This window comes from Azospirillum sp. B2RO_4, from assembly GCF_051124815.1.
Classification (GTDB): Bacteria; Pseudomonadota; Alphaproteobacteria; order Azospirillales; family Azospirillaceae; genus Azospirillum.
In genome coordinates this window covers 2,199,994-2,218,764 of sequence record NZ_CP118485.1, presented here as the reverse complement: position 1 = coordinate 2,218,764, position 18,771 = coordinate 2,199,994, and the positions used below count along the sequence as shown (strand labels likewise).

17 protein-coding genes and 1 pseudogene are annotated in these 18,771 nt (G+C 69.2%); 5 read left to right on the top strand and 13 right to left on the bottom strand.

Annotated elements, in window-relative coordinates:
• The first annotated feature begins 105 nt into the window (after nucleotides 1–105).
• The 4 genes from rmuC (at nucleotide 106) to PWS46_RS10580 (ending at nucleotide 4,388) form a co-directional block, all read left to right on the top strand.
• Nucleotides 106–1,563: a DNA recombination protein RmuC gene (gene rmuC / locus PWS46_RS10595; protein ID WP_434614716.1), complete on the top strand. Its 1,458-nt coding sequence runs from the start codon at nucleotides 106–108 to the stop codon at nucleotides 1,561–1,563.
• A 106-nt stretch (nucleotides 1,564–1,669) separates the two neighbouring features.
• On the top strand, nucleotides 1,670–1,858 hold the full coding sequence (locus PWS46_RS10590; RefSeq protein WP_434614713.1) for a hypothetical protein: 189 nt from the start codon (nucleotides 1,670–1,672) through the stop codon (nucleotides 1,856–1,858).
• Nucleotides 1,859–2,034: 176 nt separating this feature from the next.
• A complete protein-coding gene (locus tag PWS46_RS10585) occupies nucleotides 2,035–4,059 on the top strand; it encodes a methyl-accepting chemotaxis protein (protein ID WP_434614710.1) in 2,025 nt (674 codons plus the stop codon).
• 128 nt (nucleotides 4,060–4,187) lie between these two features.
• Entirely contained in the window at nucleotides 4,188–4,388 is a 201-nt protein-coding gene (locus PWS46_RS10580; RefSeq protein WP_244560865.1) for a hypothetical protein, read from the top strand.
• A gap of 25 nt (nucleotides 4,389–4,413) precedes the next feature.
• On the opposite strand, the gene PWS46_RS10575 is transcribed toward PWS46_RS10580, so the two are convergent.
• The 4 genes from PWS46_RS10575 to PWS46_RS10560 form a co-directional block, all read right to left on the bottom strand.
• Nucleotides 4,414–5,439, bottom strand: coding sequence for a hypothetical protein (locus tag PWS46_RS10575; RefSeq protein ID WP_434614707.1), 1,026 nt, complete (start codon nucleotides 5,437–5,439; stop codon nucleotides 4,414–4,416).
• 225 nt (nucleotides 5,440–5,664) lie between these two features.
• Entirely contained in the window at nucleotides 5,665–5,886 is a 222-nt protein-coding gene (locus tag PWS46_RS10570) for a DUF1150 family protein (RefSeq protein WP_085090731.1), read from the bottom strand.
• A 114-nt stretch (nucleotides 5,887–6,000) separates the two neighbouring features.
• The gene (locus PWS46_RS10565) at nucleotides 6,001–6,477 is read right to left on the bottom strand and encodes an Hsp20 family protein (protein ID WP_042689584.1); all 477 of its coding nucleotides are present in this window, start codon (nucleotides 6,475–6,477) and stop codon (nucleotides 6,001–6,003) included.
• 125 nt (nucleotides 6,478–6,602) lie between these two features.
• The gene (locus PWS46_RS10560; RefSeq protein WP_434614703.1) at nucleotides 6,603–7,763 is read right to left on the bottom strand and encodes an NAD(P)/FAD-dependent oxidoreductase; all 1,161 of its coding nucleotides are present in this window, start codon (nucleotides 7,761–7,763) and stop codon (nucleotides 6,603–6,605) included.
• Between the two features lie 240 nt (nucleotides 7,764–8,003).
• Between PWS46_RS10560 and rpsD the strand changes: the two genes are divergently transcribed.
• Nucleotides 8,004–8,618, top strand: coding sequence for a 30S ribosomal protein S4 (gene rpsD / locus PWS46_RS10555; protein ID WP_014248629.1), 615 nt, complete (start codon nucleotides 8,004–8,006; stop codon nucleotides 8,616–8,618).
• Between the two features lie 103 nt (nucleotides 8,619–8,721).
• On the opposite strand, the gene PWS46_RS10550 is transcribed toward rpsD, so the two are convergent.
• The 9 genes and pseudogenes from PWS46_RS10550 to PWS46_RS10510 all read right to left on the bottom strand — a co-directional run bounded on the left by PWS46_RS10550 (nucleotide 8,722) and on the right by PWS46_RS10510 (nucleotide 18,746).
• Nucleotides 8,722–9,939, bottom strand: a complete 1,218-nt coding sequence (locus PWS46_RS10550) for a PP2C family protein-serine/threonine phosphatase (protein ID WP_434614700.1) — start codon at nucleotides 9,937–9,939, stop codon at nucleotides 8,722–8,724.
• A complete protein-coding gene (locus tag PWS46_RS10545) occupies nucleotides 9,936–11,198 on the bottom strand; it encodes a response regulator (RefSeq protein ID WP_434614697.1) in 1,263 nt (420 codons plus the stop codon). Before PWS46_RS10545 ends, PWS46_RS10550 begins: the two co-directional genes overlap by 4 nt.
• Nucleotides 11,195–11,965 carry an ATP-binding protein gene (locus tag PWS46_RS10540; protein ID WP_434614694.1) on the bottom strand — a complete coding sequence of 257 codons (771 nt, stop codon included), beginning with the start codon at nucleotides 11,963–11,965 and terminating at the stop codon, nucleotides 11,195–11,197. The genes PWS46_RS10545 and PWS46_RS10540 overlap by 4 nt, the downstream gene beginning before the upstream one ends.
• Nucleotides 11,966–11,970: 5 nt before the next feature.
• On the bottom strand, nucleotides 11,971–12,276 hold the full coding sequence (locus PWS46_RS10535) for an STAS domain-containing protein (RefSeq protein ID WP_434614691.1): 306 nt from the start codon (nucleotides 12,274–12,276) through the stop codon (nucleotides 11,971–11,973).
• 53 nt (nucleotides 12,277–12,329) lie between these two features.
• Nucleotides 12,330–13,010, bottom strand: a pseudogene (locus PWS46_RS10530) (methyl-accepting chemotaxis protein); the annotation flags it as partial.
• Nucleotides 13,011–13,495: 485 nt separating this feature from the next.
• Entirely contained in the window at nucleotides 13,496–14,557 is a 1,062-nt protein-coding gene (locus PWS46_RS10525) for a protein-glutamate methylesterase/protein-glutamine glutaminase (RefSeq protein WP_434614688.1), read from the bottom strand.
• Nucleotides 14,558–14,560: 3 nt separating this feature from the next.
• A complete protein-coding gene (locus tag PWS46_RS10520; protein ID WP_434614686.1) occupies nucleotides 14,561–15,223 on the bottom strand; it encodes a chemotaxis protein in 663 nt (220 codons plus the stop codon).
• A 3-nt stretch (nucleotides 15,224–15,226) separates the two neighbouring features.
• Entirely contained in the window at nucleotides 15,227–16,162 is a 936-nt protein-coding gene (locus PWS46_RS10515) for a CheR family methyltransferase (protein WP_434614683.1), read from the bottom strand.
• Between the two features lie 19 nt (nucleotides 16,163–16,181).
• Nucleotides 16,182–18,746 (bottom strand): methyl-accepting chemotaxis protein, encoded by a 2,565-nt coding sequence (locus PWS46_RS10510; RefSeq protein ID WP_434614680.1) that lies wholly within the window; start codon nucleotides 18,744–18,746, stop codon nucleotides 16,182–16,184.
• Nucleotides 18,747–18,771 lie beyond the last annotated feature (25 nt).

Here is an 18,771-nt window from a genome sequence, read left to right as displayed (position 1 = left end):
CGGCCGGTGCGGCCCTCTGTCCGTTCGTGCCCCGTTCCAATTCGCGATTTGTTCCGATAGGCTGTGCCCGTCTCGGACGGTGAGCCAGTGGTGAAGGAATTCGGGGTGACGCAGTTCCTGGTCAACGGGATGGTGATCGACGGGCAGTCGCTGGCGGTCGGGCTGGTGGCCGGCCTGCTGCTGGGCGCCGCCGTCGCCTGGGCGGTGATGCGCGCCGCCGCCGGCCGGGCGGAAGCCGCCGCCGCCGCCCTGCATGCGGAGTTCGCCACCCGTCTCGACCTTGCCGAACGGACCGAGGACGATCTGCGCGAGGAGATCGAGGCGCGCGACCACCAGATCGCCCGCCTGCATGGCGAGGTCGCCGATGCCCGCGAGCGCCATGCCCAGCTGTCCACCCGGCTGGAGGCGGAGCGCACCGCCGCGGCCGAGAAGATGGCGCTGCTGGAGCGCGCCCAGGCGGCACTGGCCGACAGCTTCAAGGCCCTGTCGGCGGAGGCGCTGCACCAGAACAACCGCAGCTTCCTCGATCTGGCGCGGGAGACCCTGACCGGCTTCCAGGAGCAGGCGAAGGGCGACCTCGACAAGCGCCAGACCGCCATCGCCGCTATCGTCGATCCGGTGCGCCAGTCGCTGGAAGCGATGGACCGCCAGATCCGCGAACTGGAAAGCACGCGGGCCGGCGCCTATGAGGGGCTGAAGCAGCAGGTGCTGTCGCTGGTGGAAACCCAGACCCAATTGCGGGCGGAGACCGGCAACCTCGTCCGCGCGCTGCGCACGCCGGCGGCGCGCGGGCGCTGGGGCGAAATCCAGCTGCGCCGGGTCTGCGAGATGGCGGGGATGCTCGACCATTGCGACTTCGTCGAGCAGGTTTCAGTCGACAGCGGCCGGCTGCGCCCCGACCTGATCGTAACGCTGCCCGGCGGCAAGACCATCGTGGTCGACGCCAAGACGCCGCTGGAAGGCTATCTGGACGGCATCCAGGCGGTAGAGGAGCCGGCGAGGCGAGACGGCATGGTCCGCCATGCCCGCCATGTTCGCGAGCATATGAAGCAGCTCGGCACCAAGGGCTATTGGGACCAGTTCGACGACAGCCCGGAATTCGTCGTGCTGTTCCTGCCCGGCGAGAATTTCTTCTCCGCGGCGCTGGAGCAGGACCCGGCGCTGATCGAGGCCGGCATCGACCATCGCGTCATCCTGGCGACCCCGACCACCCTGATCGCGCTGCTGCGCGCTGTCGCCTATGGCTGGCGGCAGGAGCGGCTGGCCGACAATGCCCGCGAAATCAGCGCGCTGGGGGCCGAGCTGTACAAGCGGCTGTCCGACCTGGGCGGCCATATGGAAAAGCTGGGCGGGCAGTTGGACAAGGCCGTCGGCTGCTACAACAGCGCGGTCGGCACGCTGGAATCGCGGGTGCTGGTCAGCGCGCGCCGCTTCCGCGACCTGCACGCCGCGCCGGAGGGGGCGGAGATGCCGCTGCTGGAACCGTTGGACCACAGCCCGCGCCGCCTGCAGTCGGCCGAACTGCGCGCCGTGCCACCGGTGGAGACCACGGCGGCCGATTGACGCGCGTCCGGCCGGGTGATGCGGCATTTCGTCGCTCTGGAGACGGCGCCCGGCGGACGTGCTATCCATGCCGCGTTACCGCCCTTCGACCCCATGGAACCCGCCGATGTCGGACCAGACCGCAACCGACCAGACCGTCCGCTGCGACCGCTGCGCCCACCGCTATCCTGCCGCCGAGGACGGGTGCCCGCGCTGCCGTTCGATTCGCCGCACCAACTCCGTGATCGTGGCGCTGCTGGTGATGCTGGTGATCCTCACGCTCGTCGGCTGGATCGGCACCTTGGTTCTGACCTGAGCCCGTATCCGGCACCTTGGTCTGTCCTTGCGCAGACTCTGCACAATCCGCGTGCAGAGCGCACAGCGAAACATCATTTCTGTTTCGCCCGATAATCGAGCAAGTTTTTTACTTGTCACATTAGCGTTATTTTGAGAAGCAACCCTGTGCCGTCGTCTCTGCGCAGGGGTTGCAACATGCTGAAGAACCTCCGGATTGCCGCGCTTACCAATCTGTTCGGGGTGGTGGTCACGCTCGGTTTCCTGGCGGTTGTCGTCACCAGCGCGCTGGCGATCCGCGAGTTGAAGGTGGGCGGGCCGATCTACCAGCGCATCGTGCTGGGCAAGGACCTGATCGCCGACATCCTGCCGCCGCCGGAATATGTGATCGAAGCCTATCTGGAGGCGACGCTGGCGATGAACGACCCGGCATCGGTCGACCAGCGCCGCGCGCGGCTGGCGCAACTGCGCAAGGATTACGACGAGCGGCATGAGTATTGGCTGAAGGAGAGCTTCGAGCCGTCGCTGCTCGACCAGCTGACCCGGACCTCCCACGCGCCGGTGATGCGTTTCTGGAGCGAGATCGAGACCAAGTTCCTGCCGGCGCTGGCCCGCAAGGACGAAGCGGCGGCGCGCGCCTCCTACGTGGCCATCGCTGACGCCTATGCCGCTCACCGCGCCATCGTCGACCGCATCGTCGAGGACACCACCCGCTACAACAGCGAGACGGAGGTCTATGCCGCCGGCCGCGAGAGCCTGTTCATGACCGCGGTGTGGGGCGTGTCGGCCCTGGTGCTGGCGGTCGTGGTGCTCGGCGTGCTGGGCATCCGGCGGCGGGTGGTGCGGCCGGTGGGCGAACTGACGGTGGCGATGCGGACCCTGGCCCAGGGCAACCTCGCCGTCGCCATTCCCGGCGCCGACCGCGGCGACGAGGTGGGGGCGATGGCCCAGGCGCTCAACGTCTTCAAGGAGAATGCCGAGGAGGCCGAGCGCCTGCGCCGCCTGCGCGACGAGGAGCGCGAACGGTCGGAGCGCGAAAAGCAGGCGGCCCTGCTGCGCATGGCCGAAACGGTGGAGACCGAGGCGTCGAACGCCGTCGACGTGGTCGCCAACCAGACCAGCCAGATGGCCGGCAACGCCACCCGCATGGCCGAATCGGCCCGGGCGGTCAGCGACAACAGCCAGAATGTCGCCGCCGCCGCGACCCAGGCGCTGTCGAACGCCCAGACCGTGGCCGCCGCGTCGGAGCAGCTCAGCGCCTCCATCCGCGAGATCGCGGCCCAGATCGGCACCGCCACCACGATGACCGGCGACGCCGTCGGCGCGTCGGTCCGGGCGGAGGAGACCATCCAGCGGCTGGCGGAGGCGGTGACCCGCATCGGCGAGGTGACCAACCTCATCAACGACGTCGCCGGCCAGACCAATCTGCTGGCACTGAACGCCACCATCGAGGCGGCGCGGGCCGGCGAGGCGGGCAAGGGCTTCGCCGTGGTGGCGAGCGAGGTGAAGCAGCTGGCCGGCCAGACCGCGCGGGCGACCGACGAGATCGAAAGCCAGATCGCCGCCATCCAGGCGACCACCGCCGAGGCGGTGAATGCCGTGCGCGCCATCGCCGAGCGGGTGCGCGGGGTCGAAACGGTGTCGGCCACCGTCGCCGCCGCCATCGAGGAGCAGGAGGCGGCGACCGGCGAGATCGCCCGCAACGTCGTCCAGACCTCCAACGCCGCGCAGGAGGTGGCGACCCGCATCGCCGCCGTTTCGCAGGAGGCGACCGCCACCGGCGAGCGCGCCAGCGAGGTCAATGCGCTGTCCACCCGCGTCGCCACCAGCATCGACCAGCTCCGCCGCGTCCTGATCGAGGCGATCCGCACGGCGACGCCGGAGGTGAACCGCCGGGCCGCCCCGCGCTATCCGCTGAACCGTCCGGGCCGGCTGACGGTGGCCGGGCGCGATGTGCCGGTGACGGTCGACAACGCCTCGGAAGGCGGTGCCCAACTGAGTGGATTGCCGCAGGAGGCGTGGAACGGACTGGCGGAAGGCACCGCGCTACGCGTTGCGCTGCCGGGGCTGGAGCCGGTGCCTGCCGTCGTGCGCGCGTTGGAACGCGGTGGCGCCGGGCGCCTGCATGTCACCTTCACCCTGGCCGGGGCCGAGCGCGACCGGTTCGCGGCGCAGTTCGGCCGCAGCGTCGCCGGGCTGGTGCCGATGGAGCGCGCGGCCTGAGCGGCTGGCCCGCCACAGCGGGCGAAAAGCCTTGAGGATGACAGGGATTTCATGACGTCCGGGCGGTGCGCGGGTCCAGAATGGCCTTGGTTCCAGGGCCTCCCGCCCATGCTGAAAGCCCGTCTGCCATGGTCGACACCACCGCCTGTCCCTATTGCGGGTCCGATTACGGGCATGGTCCCGACGACTGCCCGCTGTGCCGCTCCGCCCGACGCAAGGACCTGATCGTGCGCTGCGTCATCGGGCTGATGTTCCTGATTCCGATCCTGACGCTGTTCGCCACCATCCTGCTGGACAACGGCATGGGGAAGATGCTGTCGATGGATTGAAGGCGAGTGGGGGGGCGGCTGGCGCCTACAGATGGCCGGTCCGCGCCGACTGCTCCAGTGCCTTGATGTGCGACAGACCGGGCAGGATCTCCGACTTCACGAACTCCATGCGGCGGTTGGGGCCGCCGCCACCGCGGGCGAAGCGGTGCTTCCACAGGTTCATCTTCACCGCCAGACCGCACAGCACCCCGCCGATGGTGACGTGGTGGGACGAGATCAGCTCGCGGATCGACCGGAAGGTGTCGGCGTTGATGTCGCTCCAGAAATCCTTGGAGCGGTTGTCGAAGCTCTCGAACCGGCCGGTGATGGAGGTCGAGATGTCGGTCAGGTCGCGGGCGATGTCGTCGAGCATCCTGATCTGGCGCGGGTCGCGCTTGACCTCGGCGGAGCTGCGGATCTCGCCCATCCAGCCGACGAAGCGCTGCACCTCCGGCACGATCTCGTCCAGGCATTTGCGGAAATAGGCCAGCGACAGGAAGACGTCGCCATACTCCTCCAGGAACTGCGGGATCTCGCCCAGGCCGATGTCCAGCCGGTCGGCCATCATGCGCAGGTTGCGCAGAGCCTCGTCCCGGTTGGGGTTGGCGAACAGCTGGATGATGTCGGTCACGTCGGCGACCTGCACCTCCTCCGTGCCATAGACATATTCCATCAGCGGCCGGGTGAAGACCCGCATGTAGCTGGTCAGCTCCGCCTTCTTGCGGTCGGACAGGGTCAGCGATTCGACGTTGTTGACGTCGATGTTCAGCCGCCGCAGCTCGATCCGCGAGGAATAGACGTCGAAGCTGGAGGCGGCGCCGATCTTCTCCAGCTTCACCAGATCGCGTTCGATCTCGTCCTTGTAGGATTCGAAATAGGCTGGGATGTGGCGGGGGGAGACCTGCCCGCTGCCGGTCTGGGCATCGCGGAACATCTCCACCACCGTCTGCAGCCGGACATTCTTGATTAGGCGCGCATGCTGCAGGCCGGGCGTTTCCAGCGGGATCGCCGACAAGGGCAGGATGTGGAGGGAATCGCGCGCCTCGTCATCCCAGGCCCTACGCTTTTCCATGTCGGGAGCTGACTTCGTGTCCGCCGCCGTATCGCTTGCCCCGCCGTCCAACCGACCGTCCCCCACTGCCTTTTCACGTCCCGTAGCGGCGATTATCGCAGAGCGCACCTTACAACAGGAGTTAGGGCTGACAAGGATCGAGATGTGGCGGATTGCAGCGCAACCGGCCGCGGGCAGGCGGCGAGGGGGCGGCCGCCGTTGGCGGCGGCGCCCCGGCCGAACCGGTCAGTGGACGCTGACCGGCTCCATGTCGTTCTGCACGATGGCGGCGAAGGCCAGATCGCGGTCGGCAACCACGCTCAGCGGCGTGCCGTCGGCGGCGTGGATGGCGAAGGCGGCGGTTCCGTCCATCTCGACCGGGCGGACATAGGCGACGTCGCCCAGGCCGAAGCTGGCGAAATCCTGCGGCGACAGCTGGCGCAGCTGGGTGTGGGTATCGTTCATCATGATCGTGGTCTCCCGGCGGCTCCCCGTCATGGGCGACCGCGCGTGCAGAGTGTCGGGGGTAGAGTGTCGGAGAACAGGGGGGAAGGCCGTGACCTGGATCAGACTTTCCGGCGATCAGTCGTCCCGGCCATCGGCGGACACGTCGATGGTGCGGGGCATGGCGCCGCCGGCGGCCTTCTTCGGCTGTTCGATCTTGATGGTGCGGACCTTCGGCTCCGGCATCGGGCGGGTCAGGTCGATGTTGAGCAGCCCGTTGTCGAGCGAGCAGCCCACCACCTCGATCCCCTCGGCCAGGACGAAGCTGCGCTGGAACTGCCGCGCGGCGATTCCACGGTGCAGGTAGACGCGCGACTTGTCGTCGGTCTGGCGGCCGCGGATGACCAGCTGGTTGTCCTCGATCTGGACCGACAGGTCATCGGAGGTGAAGCCGGCCACGGCGAGCGTGATTCGCAGGCCGTCGTCGCCGATCTGCTCGATGTTGTAGGGGGGATAGCCTTCGGCCGAATTCTTGGCGATCCGGTCGAGCGTTCGCTCGAACTGGTCGAAGCCAAGCAGCAGCGGGCTGTTGAAGAGCGAAAGGCGAGTCGTCACGACGCATCCTCCTCACGACGGGAGCGAGTTGCGGAAGTTGGGCCCGTTTCCGGCGCCCGGCGGGTCGGCGGCCCAGCATCGGCCGGCGCCGCCATGCCTATAGATTGGGAGAGCCGAGGTCGCGGTCAAGAACCCTGTGAGCCTTGGGAATGGTTAAGAATTTCAGGCGCCTCGCCAAGCGCCATCGCCACCGCGTCGGCGATGGCGAGGCAGGAGGTCAGGCCGGGCGATTCGATGCCGAACAGGTTGACCAGACCGTCCACTCCATGGGTGTCCGGTCCCTGGATCAGGAAGTCGGCCTGCGGCTGTCCCGGCCCACTCAGCTTCGGCCGCACGCCGGAATAGGCCGGCACCAGTGCACCGTCCGGCAGACCCGGCCAATAGGCGCGCACCGCGCCGTAGAAGGAGTCGGCACGGGCGGGATCGACGGCGTAATCAATACTGCCCTCCACATCGCCCAGCCATTCCACGTCGGGACCGAATCGGGCCTGTCCGGCGAGGTCCAGCGTCAGGTGGACGCCCAGCCCGCCCTCCACCGGCACCGGATAGACCAGCCGCGAGAAGGGGGAGCGGCCGGCGGCCAGCGCATAGTAGTTGCCCTTCGCCAGCACGCGCGGCGGCACATGGACGGGGTCCAGACCCTCCAGCCCGCGCGCCACGCCCCAGGCGCCCAGCCCGGCGGCATTGACCAGGGTGGAGCAGGCGATGCGCATCGGCTCCGCCCCGCCGACCTCCAGTTCGAAGCCGGTGGCGGTGCGGTGCGAGCGCGTCAGCGGGCTCAGCAGCGCCAGCATTGCCCCGGCCTCCTCCGCGTCGCCCAACAGGGCCAGCATCAGCCCGTGGCTGTCGATGATGCCGGTGGAGGGCGACAGCAGGGCGCCGACGGTGCGCAGGTTGGGTTCCCACGTCCGCGCGGTGTCGGCGTCGATCTCGGTCAGGTCGGTGACGCCGTTGGCGGTGGCCTGGGCGCGGATCGCCGCCAGCTTCGGCAGCTGGTTCTCTTCCGTCGCGACGATCAGCTTGCCGACGCGGCGATGCTCCACGCCATGGGCGGCGCAATAGTCATACAACTCATCGCGGCCGGGCACGCACAGCCGGGCGCGCAGGCTGCCGGTGGGGTAATAGATGCCGGCATGGATGACCTCGGAGTTGCGCGAACTGGTACCGGTGCCGATGGCGTCCGCCGCCTCCAGCACGATCACCTCGCGCCCGGCCCGTGCCAGCCGCCGCGCCACCGCCAGCCCGACCACGCCCGCCCCGACGACCACGCACTCCACCCGTTCCATCGCGTCATCCCTGCCTGCAGCTTGCGGTGCCGGGAAAGGGAGCGCAAAAGGGTGGGAGGACGCAAGAAGTTCCGGATATGCCGTCGGGCTTGACTCCAGCCCGCCAATGGGTATTGTGCGCGCCTTCACCTCCTGGGAAAGCGGGCGCGCGCAATCTTTGACGCCCCGTCCGCCGCCTGTAACAGGGCGGATGGAACTACCGGGACAACATCAACTCGTGTCCAACGAGGCCTGAGAGTTATGAGCAAGCGTCAAGAGTCCAAGTACAAGATCGACCGCCGCCTTGGCGTCAACCTGTGGGGCCGTGCCAAGAGCCCGCTGAACAAGCGCGAGTATGGCCCGGGCCAGCATGGCCAGCGCCGCAAGAAGCCGTCGGACTACGGTCTGCAGCTGATGGCCAAGCAGAAGCTGAAGGGCTACTACGGCAACATCGGCGAGAAGCAGTTCCGCCGCATCTATGCCGAGGCCGTCCGCCGCAAGGGCGACACCGGCGAGAACCTGGTCGGCCTGCTGGAGCGCCGTCTGGACGCGGTGGTCTACCGCATGAAGTTCGCGCCGACCCCGTTCGCCGCGCGCCAGCTGATCAACCATGGCCACATCCTGGTCAACGGCCGCCGCCTGAACATCGCGTCGGCCCGCATCAAGGACAACGACACCGTCGAGGTGCGCGCCAAGTCCAAGCAGATGGCGCTGATCCTGGAAGCCTCCGCTTCCGGCGAGCGTGACATCCCCGATTACCTGGAAGTCGACAGCAGCGCGCTGAAGGGCCGCTTCGTCCGCGCCCCGCTGCTGGCCGACGTTCCGTACCCGGTCCAGATGGAACCGAACCTGGTCATCGAGTTCTACTCGCGCTGATCGGTCGGCTCCCGCCGAACGCGAAAGGCCGCTCCCTCGGGAGCGGCCTTTTTGCTTTTCGGCCGGTAGCGTCGGCGCCGTCGGTGTCGTCCGGCAGGCGGTGTCATTCCCGCCGCGTCAACAGCAGCGCCGTCAGGTCGTCGTCGATCGGGCCGGTCGCCCTCAGGTCGCCGAGCAGGCCGGACAGCAGGGCGGCGTCGTCCGGCTCCTGCAGGCGGCGGGCGAACAGGGTGGCGAGGCCGTATTCGTCCAGAACCTCGTGGCTGTCCTCGCCGCCGATCGGGATCTCGATGGCGGCGTCGGAATAGAGGAACAGGCGGGCGCCGGGCGGCATCGGCATCAGGCGGCTGTCGTAGCTGGCCGAGGCCAGCAGGCCGAGCGGCAGGCCGCTGCCGTCGCCCAGCCGCGGCGCCTCGTCGCCGGGATGCCACATCATCGGCGCCGTCGATCCGGCCGAGGCATAGTGGAACAGGCCGGCCGCCGGGTCGATCACGCCCGTCAGCATGGTCGCGAACTGGCCGCAGGGCAGCAGCCCGCACAGCCGCCGGTTCACGGCGGCCAGGAAATCCGCCGGGCTCAGCTCCGTGCTGCCGATCTGGCGGCAGATGGCGTCCAGCCGGAAGGTGTTGAGCGCCGCGCCGACGCCATGGCCGGAGAAGTCGACCAGATAGACTGCCACCCGGCCGTCCGGCAGCCGATCGATCCCCCAGAAATCGCCGCCCAGCTCGGACGAGGGGGCGAAATGGGTGTGGATGGCGATGCCGGTCGCCGCCTCCAGCTCCGCCAGCCGGTCGGGGCCGGGCAGCATCCGGGCCTGCATGGCGCGGGCCAGTTCCAGCTCGGCTTCCGTGCGGCTGTGATACTGCTGCAGGTCGCGCAGCATGGTGCGCTTGCGCAGATGGATGCGGACGCGGGCAAGCAGTTCCACCGCGTTGATCGGCTTGGTGACATAGTCGGTCGCCCCGGCGGCGAAGGCGCGGGCGCGGTCCTCCGCCCGGTTCAGGCTGGACTGCACCAGGACCGGCAGCGTTTTCCAGCGCGGGTCGGCGCGCAGGCGCCGGCACATCTCGAACCCGTCCATCTGCGGCATCATCAGGTCGAGCAGCACGAGGTCGGGCTTGAACCGCTCGATCCGGACCAGGGCGTCATGCCCGTCCTCCGCTTGTTCGATCAGGGTGATGCCGCCGCGCTCCAGCAATGCCAGCAGCAGATGGCGGTTGATGCGGTTGTCGTCGACGACCAATACGCGGGCACCGGCCAGCCCATCGAAGGCATCGCGCGTCTCGATCGGCAGCAGGCCGGGCGGCGGGGCTCCGGTCATGGCGCCGTCTCCCGCTCGATCCACAGCAAGGTGTGGTCGTCGCCGCTGCCCTGGCCCAGCGCAAAGCCCAGCGAGCGGACCACCGCATCGAAGCCTTCGCCTTCCGCCACCGCGCGGGCGATCATCCAGCCGAGCCCGATTCCGGTCCCGCCGGAATCCAGCGCTTCCAGCACGGCGACGGAGTAGAGCGCCAGCACGCCGCCGCGCGGCAGTTCCATCATTTCGCTGCGATAGCGGGTGCCGGGGGCGATGCCGATCGGCAGGCCGGTGGCGAGACCGAAATGCGGCCCGCCGTCGGCATCCAGGATCATCGGCGGCGCGCCGTCGGCCGAGGCGTGGATGAAGCGCCCGGCCTCGCCGTCCACCACCCCATAGGTCATGGTCGCCTTTTCCCCTGCGGCCAGAAGCCCGGCGGCGCGGTCGTTCAGCGCGGTCAGCAGGCCGGCGGCATCCTGGCCGTGGACGGGGCCAAGCTCCTGCAGAAGGGTATGCAGGCGGAAGGCGTTCAGTGCCGCCGAAACCCCGCGGCCGGCGACATTCAGCAGATAGACGCCGAAGCGCCGCCCGCCGAGCGGCAGAAGCCCCCACAGGTCGCCGCCGAGATGGGGGGAGATCGCGCTGTGGGCCCGCAGGCGGCAGCCGGCGGCGGCGGCCACCGCATCGCATTGCGCCGGGGTCGGCAGCAGATGCTCATGCATCGACCGGGCGATGGACAATTCCGCCTCCACCCGCGCCCGATAGGCCTGCAGACGGCGGATCAGCACCCGGTCTTCCAGATGGATGCGCACGCGGGCCAGCAGTTCGGTGCGTTCCAGCGGCTTCGACACCAGATCGGTGGTGCCGGCGGCGAAGGCGCGGTTGCGGTCCTCGCCGGACGACAGGGCGGTCTGTACCAGGATCGGCAGGTCGGCCGTCTCGGGCATGGCGCGCAGGCGGCGGCAGACCTCGAACCCGTCCATTCCCGGCATCATGATGTCGAGGATCAGCAGGTCGGGGAGGGCGGCCTCGATCATCGCCAGCGCCTCCAGCCCGCTTGCGGCGAAGGAAACCCGGCGGAAGCCGGCCTCGGTCAGGAAGGCGCCGATCAGGGTGCGGTTGAAGGCGGTGTCGTCCACCACCAGGACCGGGCAATCGAGGATGGTCCAGTCCGGCTCCTGGCAGTCGCAGGCAGGCCCGTCCGGTCGCTGCGGGTCGGCGATCCCGTCCGGCGGCGCCGAAACGGCCTCGCAGCCGGGGCTATGCCATCCCGCCGCGTTCACAGCCGGAACCTCAGGCGGATGCTGCGACCGCCATTTCCGATTTCCAGCTCTTCCGCGACGTTGCCGATCAGGTCCAGGCCGCGGCCGGAGGCGCCGGAGCTGGTGCGCGGGCCGGGGGTGAAGCCGGCGCCTTCGTCGGTGACCTCCACCGTCGCCAGCGCCCGGCCATCCTGCGCCGGCCCATCTTCCGCAGAATCGATCCGCACCGCGATGACGATGCGGCGGGCGGCCAGAGCCGGGTCGGCAAGACGGTCGCCCAGGTCGCGGGAAAAGCGTTCCAGTTCCTGCGCGCTCAACTCCTTCATGCCGGCGACGCCCAGATTGCCATGGACCAGCGCGTTGCTGACCGCCTCGTGCAGGGCCAACTCCAGATCGTCGCGGCGATCCCCTTCCAACGGGTGGCGCGCGTTCAGCGCAGCCAGCAGCCGCCCGCCGAGTTGGAGATCATGGGCAGTCCCGGTCGTCAGGTTGAGGTAGAGGTCGTTGCCCGCCGCTTCGGCGAGCAGCGGAACCAGCCCGGCGGCCTCGCTGCCGGCGGGCGGCTCGATCCAGGCGGCGACGGGGGGGAGCCACAGCTCGTCGGCATCGCTGCCGGGGGCCGCGCCGGTCAGCAGGATGGCCAGCGCCGCCGGCCCGGCGGGCTCCGCAACCGGGGCCAGACCCAGAGCCTGAGCCAGCCCGGCAAGCCGTTCGGCCGGCATCCGGGGAGCGGCGATGCCGGCGAAGCGGGTGCGGCATCCGGTGATCTGGGTCGTCCCGTCGCTCACCGGGATCAGTCCTCCATCGGAACGATCTTGGCGATCTGCGCCACGGTCAGCACCCGCTTCACCTGACCGGCGGCGCCCCGCAGAACGAATTGCTTGGCCGCGCGGTCCATCTCCTCGCGCGCGATCAGCAGCATGCCGATGCCGGCGGAATCGACGAACTCCAGCGACGACAGGTCGAGCACCTGGCGCTTGAGCCTGTTCTGCCCCATCTCGCCGATCAGGGTCCGCAACTTTGCATGGTCGTTGAAGGTCAGGCGGCCGCGCAAGCGGACGACCGCCTCCTGATCGCGCACTTCTATGCCGTAATCCATAGGCCCGTCTTTCCGGAAAGGTGGTTCACTGTACAGGCGGCGGGCGCACCGCGCTAGAAGAGTTCAATATCACCGCCGGAGCCGCTTCCCCCTGCGGCATTGAGGTCGAGCACGCCGTTTTCGTCCAGCGCGGTGCCTTCCAGCAGCAGTTTGCGGACGAAGCGCTCGCGCATTTCGCTGAGCGTGAAGCGGCCCATCAGCTGGTTCAGCCATTCCTGCGGCTCCCGCGCGCCGATGCCGGCGGGCACCTGCGCGCGGATCCGGGTTTCCAGCTCTCCCAGCCCGGCGCCCATGATGGCGAGGCTGTCGTTGATCGCCTCGATCCGCTGCTTGGTCAGGTCCTGGAACTGCATGCCGGTGATGACATGGGCGATGGTGGCGGACATGTCGGACGACACCGAGGCGGCCGTTTCCAGCACCGACTGGAAATGGGTGGTCTGCGCCACCAGGCTGTCCATCGTCTTGTCGACCCGCTCCTTGGCCAGCATCTGCGGCGACATGTCGGTGTTGGCGATCTGGCGCAGGATGTCGTGGCCGTTGCGGACGCCCTTCACCACGGCGGTGACCTTGCTGCGCATGCGCTCGGCCAGTTCGCCGGTGGAGCGGGAGAGGTGGCGCACCTCCTGCGCCACCACGGCGAAGGTGCGCCCGGCCTCGCCGGCGCGGCTGGCCTCGATGGTGGCGTTCAGCGCCAGGAAGTTGGTCTGGCGGTTGATGCCGTCGATGTCGCCGATCGACTTCTCCAGCTCGGCCACGTCCTTCTGCACGTCGTCCAGCAGATAGACCATGCTCATGGCGTGGCGCGACAGGGTGACGATGTTGGTCACCATGTCGGTGATGATGTCCTGCATGCCGACGACCAGCGTGTCGAGCGGCACCCGTTCGCCGTCGATGTCGACCGACCCGGCCATGGCGACGATCTGGGCCACCCGCTCCGACTGTTCCAGCGCCTTCTGGGCCAGCTCGCGGAAGCGGTCCGACAGGTCCAGGGTGGAGGTCTCCACATGGTTCGAGGTCCGCGTCAGCTCGCCCTGCACGACATCCAGCGTGCGGCGCTGCACATCGGCGAAGCCGAGCCATGTCGACAGAAGCTCCTCGGTGACCGCGACCTTGGCGTTTCCGCCCTGGGAGTCGTCCGGCGTCGCGGGCACGGCATCGGTGGAAGCGGGGGTAAACATACTGGTGCTCCTTGGAAACTCTGCCCGGATGCGCGGTGGAATCAGGCGCTGCGGGGGCGCTCGCCGACGGCGTCGAAGGCGCGCAGCATTTCGGCGGGGATTTGGGTGAGCGGCAGTTCGACCGCCACGGCGCCGGCCTCCCTGGCGGCCCGCGGCATGCCATAGACGACGCAGCTCGATTCCTGCTCGCCGATGGTGAAGGCGCCGGCCTCATGCATCGCCTTCATGCCGATGGCGCCGTCGCGGCCCATGCCGGACAGGATGACGCCGACGGAATTGTTGCCCGCCGCCTTGGCGACGGAGGCGAACAGCACGTCGACCGACGGCCGGTGGCCGCTGACCGCGGGGGTGTCCTGGATGTGGCAGACGAAGCCGGCGGTGTCGCGGACGATGGCGAGATGGCGGTCGCCGGGGGCGATCAGCACCAGCCCCTGGACCGGCCGGTCGCCATGGACGGCCACCCGGACGGTGGGCGCCGACAGCCGGTCGAGCCGGGCCGCGAAGCTGGGCACGTAGCTCGGCCCCATATGCTGGGTGATGACGATCGGCGGGCAATCGGCCGGCATGGCGGCCAGCACGTCGCGGATGCGCTCCACCCCGCCGGTCGAGGCGCCGATGGCGATCAGCCGCTTTCCCGACCCGGCGCGGCGCGGCGTCGGCAGGACACCGTGCGCGGCGGCCGGGCGGCGCATGGTCAGGCGTGCGGTGGCGGCGACGCGGATCTTGGAGACCAACTCCATCGCCGTCGCCTCGAACCCGTGCCCGTCGGAGCCGCCGGGCTTGGCGACGCAATCCACCGCCCCCAGTTCCAGCGCGCGGATGGCGGCGTCCGAGCCTTCGCGGGTCAGGGAAGAGACCATGATGACCGGCGTCGGCCGCAGGGTCATGATCTTCTCCAGGAAGGACAGGCCGTCCATCTTCGGCATTTCGACGTCCAGGGTGATGACGTCGGGGTTGGTGGCCTTGATGACCTCGCGCGCCTCGAAGGGGTCGCGGGCAACGCCGGCGACCTCCATCCCCGCCTCCCGGCTCAGGATGTCCTTCAGCATTTCGCGCATCAGGGCGCTGTCGTCGACGATGACGACACGGATCGGTCTGGGCATCGGTCAGCTCCCTCCCGGATCGGCGGGGGCGAACAGTTCAACGTCGCCTTCCTCGGGGGTCTGGCTCAGGTGGGTGATGAAGCGCCGTTCGCGGGTGACGGTGTCGGCCGCCGCCTCCGGCCGCAGCAGGCGCCGCAGCGCCCTGCCGCTGTGGGGAAAGTAATGCAGCCGCCGGGCGGAGCCGCCGCCCAGATCCTGGCCGGCCAGCGTCAGCCCCTCCGCCCGCACGTACTCGAGCGCGAACCGGCTGTTCAGCCCGCCGATGTCGTAGCTCGACTCGATGACCCGGCCGCCGCCGAACAGCTTGACCCGCAGGCGCCGGCGTTCGGCACCCGCGGCCAGCAGCGCGTTGATCAGCCGCTCCATCGCCACCGAGCCATAGCGCGCGGCGACGCCGGCCCCCTCCAGTTCGCTCGCCGGCAGGTCGGGCAGCATGAAATGGTTCATGCCGCCGATGCCGCGCACCGGGTCGTGGATGCAGGCCGCCACGCAGGATCCCAGCGTCGTCGCGATCATCAGGTCGGGGCGGTCGCTGACCGCCTGCTGGCCCAGCGCGATCTTGACGGTATCGACCTTGAATTCCTGGTTGAAGTAGCGCCCGCTGCCCAGACGGCGGGGGGATACGGCATGTGTGGAGTCGTGTCGGGGCAGGGGAACGGCGTTCATCGCTCAGTCCCTCCGGTAGATCGTCGGACCGGCCTGCCGGAACAGGTTCGACACGCCATACAGGCTCTCCGAGTGGCCGAGGAACAGATACCCGCCGGGGCGAAGCATCCGGGCGAAGTTTTCTATCACCTGCATCCGGCCGCGGCGGTCGAAATAGATCAGCACATTGCGGCAAAAGATCGCGTCGAACGGGCCGGACATCGGCCAATGTTCCAGCAGGTTCAGCGGCTTGACGGTGACGAGGCGTTTCAGCTCCTCGCCCATCGCCACCGCCGGCTCGCCGTCCAGCCTCACGTCCTGGGTGAAGCGCTGGCGGACCTGTGGCGGGATGCCGGTGGCGCCCGACAGCGGGTAGATGCCGCGCCGGGCGGTGTCCACCATGTGGGTGTCGATGTCGGTGGCGAGTATGCGGGCGTCCCAGCGGCGCAGGTCGGCGCCCATGGTGGAGACCAGAACCATCGCCATGGTGTAGGGCTCCGGCCCCGACGAACAGCCGGCCGACCACAGCCGCAGGCGCGGTTTCGGCCGGCCGGCGTTCAGGTCCCGCACCTCCGGCAGGACGGTGGAGGCGAGGAAGTCGAAATGGTGCGATTCGCGGTAGAAGCTGGTCAGGTTGGTGGTCAGCGCATTGACCAGGAAGCCGATCTCGTCTGCCACCTCGTCGCTCTGCAGCAGGGCGCAATAGGCGTCGAAATCGGGCAGCCGCAACTCGCGCAGGCGCCGCGCCAGCCGGGCATAGACCATCTCGGCCTTGTGCGGGGCCAGCGCGATGCCTGCCAGCTGATACAGCAGTCCGGCGATCAGGTCGAAATGGTGCCGCTCGAACCGGAACTCGCGTGCGCCGCCGAATACCGCGGCCGGTGAGGCGGCCGGTGTGGCGGCGGGGGAGCGCCGCAGTGTCGCGGGTTCGGTCGATAAGACGGGCGAGCGGTCGGTCATCGCGGCACCGGTGGCGTCCTCAGGCGGATTTGCGAGAAGCGGACTGGCGGTCCAGGGTGAAGAAGGTCATCTGGCGGCGCAGCTGGTCGGCCTGATCCTCCAGCGAGCGGGCGGCGGCTGTGCTTTCCTCCACCAGGGCGGCGTTCTTCTGGGTCATCTCGTCCATCTGGGCGATGGCGATGTTGACCTCGTCCAGGCCGGACGCCTGCTCGGTGGTCGCCCGCGCGATCTCCGACACCAGATCGGCGACGCGGCCGATGCCCGACACGATCTCGGTCAGCGAGCTGCCGGCGGAGCGCACGAGGTCGACGCCGTCGCGCACCTGCCCGCCGCTGTCCATGATCAGCGCCTTGATCTCCTTCGACGCCTGGGCGGAGCGCTGGGCGAGCTGCCGCACCTCCTGCGCCACCACGGCGAAGCCGCGCCCGGCGTCGCCGGCCCGCGCCGCCTCCACCGCCGCGTTCAGCGCCAGCAGGTTGGTCTGGAAGGCGATCTCGTCGATCACCCCGATGATGTCGGAGATCTTCTGCGACGACTGCTCGATCCGGCGCATCGCCTCCACCGCGCTGGTCGCCACGTCGCCGCCGCGCGAGGCTGCGCTGCGCGCCTCGGTGGCATAGCCGTTGACCTGCTGGGCGTTGTCGGCGTTGGAGCGCACGGTGGCGGCGAGCTGTTCCATGCTGGCCGCGGTCTCTTCCAGCGAGGATGCCTGCTGCTCGGTCCGCTCCGACAGGTCCATGCTGCCTTCCGCCACCTCGCGGCTGGCGACGGCGATGGAGCCGGCGGCCTGATCGATGCGCTGGACGATCTCCGACAGGCGGGCGACCGTGCCGTTGAAATCGTCCTTCAGCCGCTGGAACACGCCTTCATACTGCTTGTCGATGCGGCGGGTCAGGTCGCCCTGCGACAGCGCCTCCAGCACCGAAGCCAGTTCCTCGGTGACGGCGGCGATGTTCTCCGACAGCCGGTTAATGCCCTCGCTGACCAGCCGGAAGAAGCCCGTCTTGCCGTCCAGTGCGATGCGGTGGGTGAAGTCGCCGCGCACGGCATTCTCCACCATCGCGCTGATCTCCGCCTCGATCGCCAGCTCCTCGGTCAGGTCGCGCCATTCGATGACGGTGCCAAGCTTCTCGCCCTGGCGGCTGACGACGGGGTTGGCGATGACCTGGAAGGTGCGTCCGCCGGTCTTGGCCAAGCCGCGATGGGTCTGGGTCAGGTCGGCCAGCAGGCGGCGCTGGTGGCCGGGGTCGCGGTGGAAGACGTCGAAATTCTGTCCGACCAGCTTGTTCGGGTCGAAGCCGGGCAGGGACACGCGCAGGTCCGCCTCGGCGTGTCGGAACATGGCCATGATCGAGTCGTTGGCATAGAGGATGCGGCCGTCGACGTCCGCCATCATGATGTTGGCCGACACCCGTTCCAGCGCGATGCGGGAGCGCAGGGCCTCCACCGCCTCGTCCTTGAAGGCGGCGACGGCGCGGGCCATGTCGCCCAGCTCGTCCTTCTGCCCGGTGTGGGGGACGCTGACCGACAGCTTGCCTTCTGTCAGGTCGGACATCACCCGGCGGATGCCGGTGACCGGCCCGATGATCGAAGCGGCGATGCGGTTGGCGGCGACGATGCCGATCACCAGCGACAGCAGCCCCAGGCCCAGCGTCAGGCGGATGGTGAAGGCGGCCTCGCTCCCGGCCTCCTCCTCAGTCGCCTTGGCGCTGGCGGCGATGGAGGCGACGATGCCGTCGATGGCGCGGTTGATCGCGGTGGCGGCGGCGGCAAGCTCGTCGGTCAGCCGCTTCGCCTCGTCGTTGGCGGACATCGCGTCGCGGAAGGCGGTGCGGTAATCGCTGGCGCGGCCATTGATCTCGCGCAGGGCCGCCAGCAGGCTGCCGTTGCTGCGGACCACCGACGACAGCCGGGCGATGCTCTCGCTCATCGCCTTGCCCACCGCCTCGACCTGCGTCGCGGCTTCGGCGTCGCGCAGGCCGAGGGCGCGGTTGGCCCGGAAGCGGGTCATCAGCCAGCGGTTCTCCACCTCCTGCGCGCCGAAGGCGAAATCCTTGTCGCCCGACGCCTCGGCGGCGGCGACCATGTCCTCCAGCCGCTTGGTCACCTGGGCGCCAACCGGGTCCATGCGCTCGTGCAGCAGGCGGTCGGCCTGCTCGCGCACGGCGCGCACCGCCTCGAACCGCTCATGGTAGGCGGTGTGAAGGCTGCCCAGCTCGGCGAAGGCGGCGGCCTGGCTTGATGCCTTCAACTTGGCCTGCCGCGCCGCCATCGCCTGGTCGAACTCCCCGCGCAGGACGCGCAGGCGGTCCAGCGCCTCGGTCGAGCCGATGTTGATGTATTCGCGGGTCTGCAGCCGTTCGGCGGCCAGACGGCTTTCCAGATCCTTGGCGAAGACGGCGAGGTCGCCCGACGCGATGACGCCGTCGACGCGGCGGTTCAGCCCGTCCAGCCCGAAGATGCCGGTGCCGGACTGGGCGGCGATCAGCAGCAGCAGCAGGCCGAAGGCCAGCCACAGCCGTTTGCCGATGCGCATGTTGCTGAGGAAGGTGCCGGCTTCGGCGTTCGTACCGTCGGTGGCCATCGGTGACGTTCCCTCTTTTTCAAGG

What these genes read in the sequence shown, in the direction of transcription:
- PWS46_RS10590 (WP_434614713.1), top strand. Translation starts at nt 1,670, where the DNA reads ATGTCGGACCAGACCGCAACCGACCAGACCGTCCGCTGCGACCGCTGC.
- PWS46_RS10585 (WP_434614710.1), top strand. Translation starts at nt 2,035, where the DNA reads ATGCTGAAGAACCTCCGGATTGCCGCGCTTACCAATCTGTTCGGGGTG.
- PWS46_RS10580 (WP_244560865.1), top strand. Translation starts at nt 4,188, where the DNA reads ATGGTCGACACCACCGCCTGTCCCTATTGCGGGTCCGATTACGGGCAT.
- PWS46_RS10575 (WP_434614707.1), bottom strand. Translation starts at nt 5,439, where the DNA reads ATGGAAAAGCGTAGGGCCTGGGATGACGAGGCGCGCGATTCCCTCCAC.
- PWS46_RS10570 (WP_085090731.1), bottom strand. Translation starts at nt 5,886, where the DNA reads ATGATGAACGATACCCACACCCAGCTGCGCCAGCTGTCGCCGCAGGAT.
- PWS46_RS10560 (WP_434614703.1), bottom strand. Translation starts at nt 7,763, where the DNA reads ATGGAACGGGTGGAGTGCGTGGTCGTCGGGGCGGGCGTGGTCGGGCTG.
- rpsD (WP_014248629.1), top strand. Translation starts at nt 8,004, where the DNA reads ATGAGCAAGCGTCAAGAGTCCAAGTACAAGATCGACCGCCGCCTTGGC.
- PWS46_RS10550 (WP_434614700.1), bottom strand. Translation starts at nt 9,939, where the DNA reads ATGACCGGAGCCCCGCCGCCCGGCCTGCTGCCGATCGAGACGCGCGAT.
- PWS46_RS10535 (WP_434614691.1), bottom strand. Translation starts at nt 12,276, where the DNA reads ATGGATTACGGCATAGAAGTGCGCGATCAGGAGGCGGTCGTCCGCTTG.
- PWS46_RS10525 (WP_434614688.1), bottom strand. Translation starts at nt 14,557, where the DNA reads ATGCCCAGACCGATCCGTGTCGTCATCGTCGACGACAGCGCCCTGATG.
- PWS46_RS10520 (WP_434614686.1), bottom strand. Translation starts at nt 15,223, where the DNA reads ATGAACGCCGTTCCCCTGCCCCGACACGACTCCACACATGCCGTATCC.
- PWS46_RS10515 (WP_434614683.1), bottom strand. Translation starts at nt 16,162, where the DNA reads ATGACCGACCGCTCGCCCGTCTTATCGACCGAACCCGCGACACTGCGG.
- PWS46_RS10510 (WP_434614680.1), bottom strand. Translation starts at nt 18,746, where the DNA reads ATGGCCACCGACGGTACGAACGCCGAAGCCGGCACCTTCCTCAGCAAC.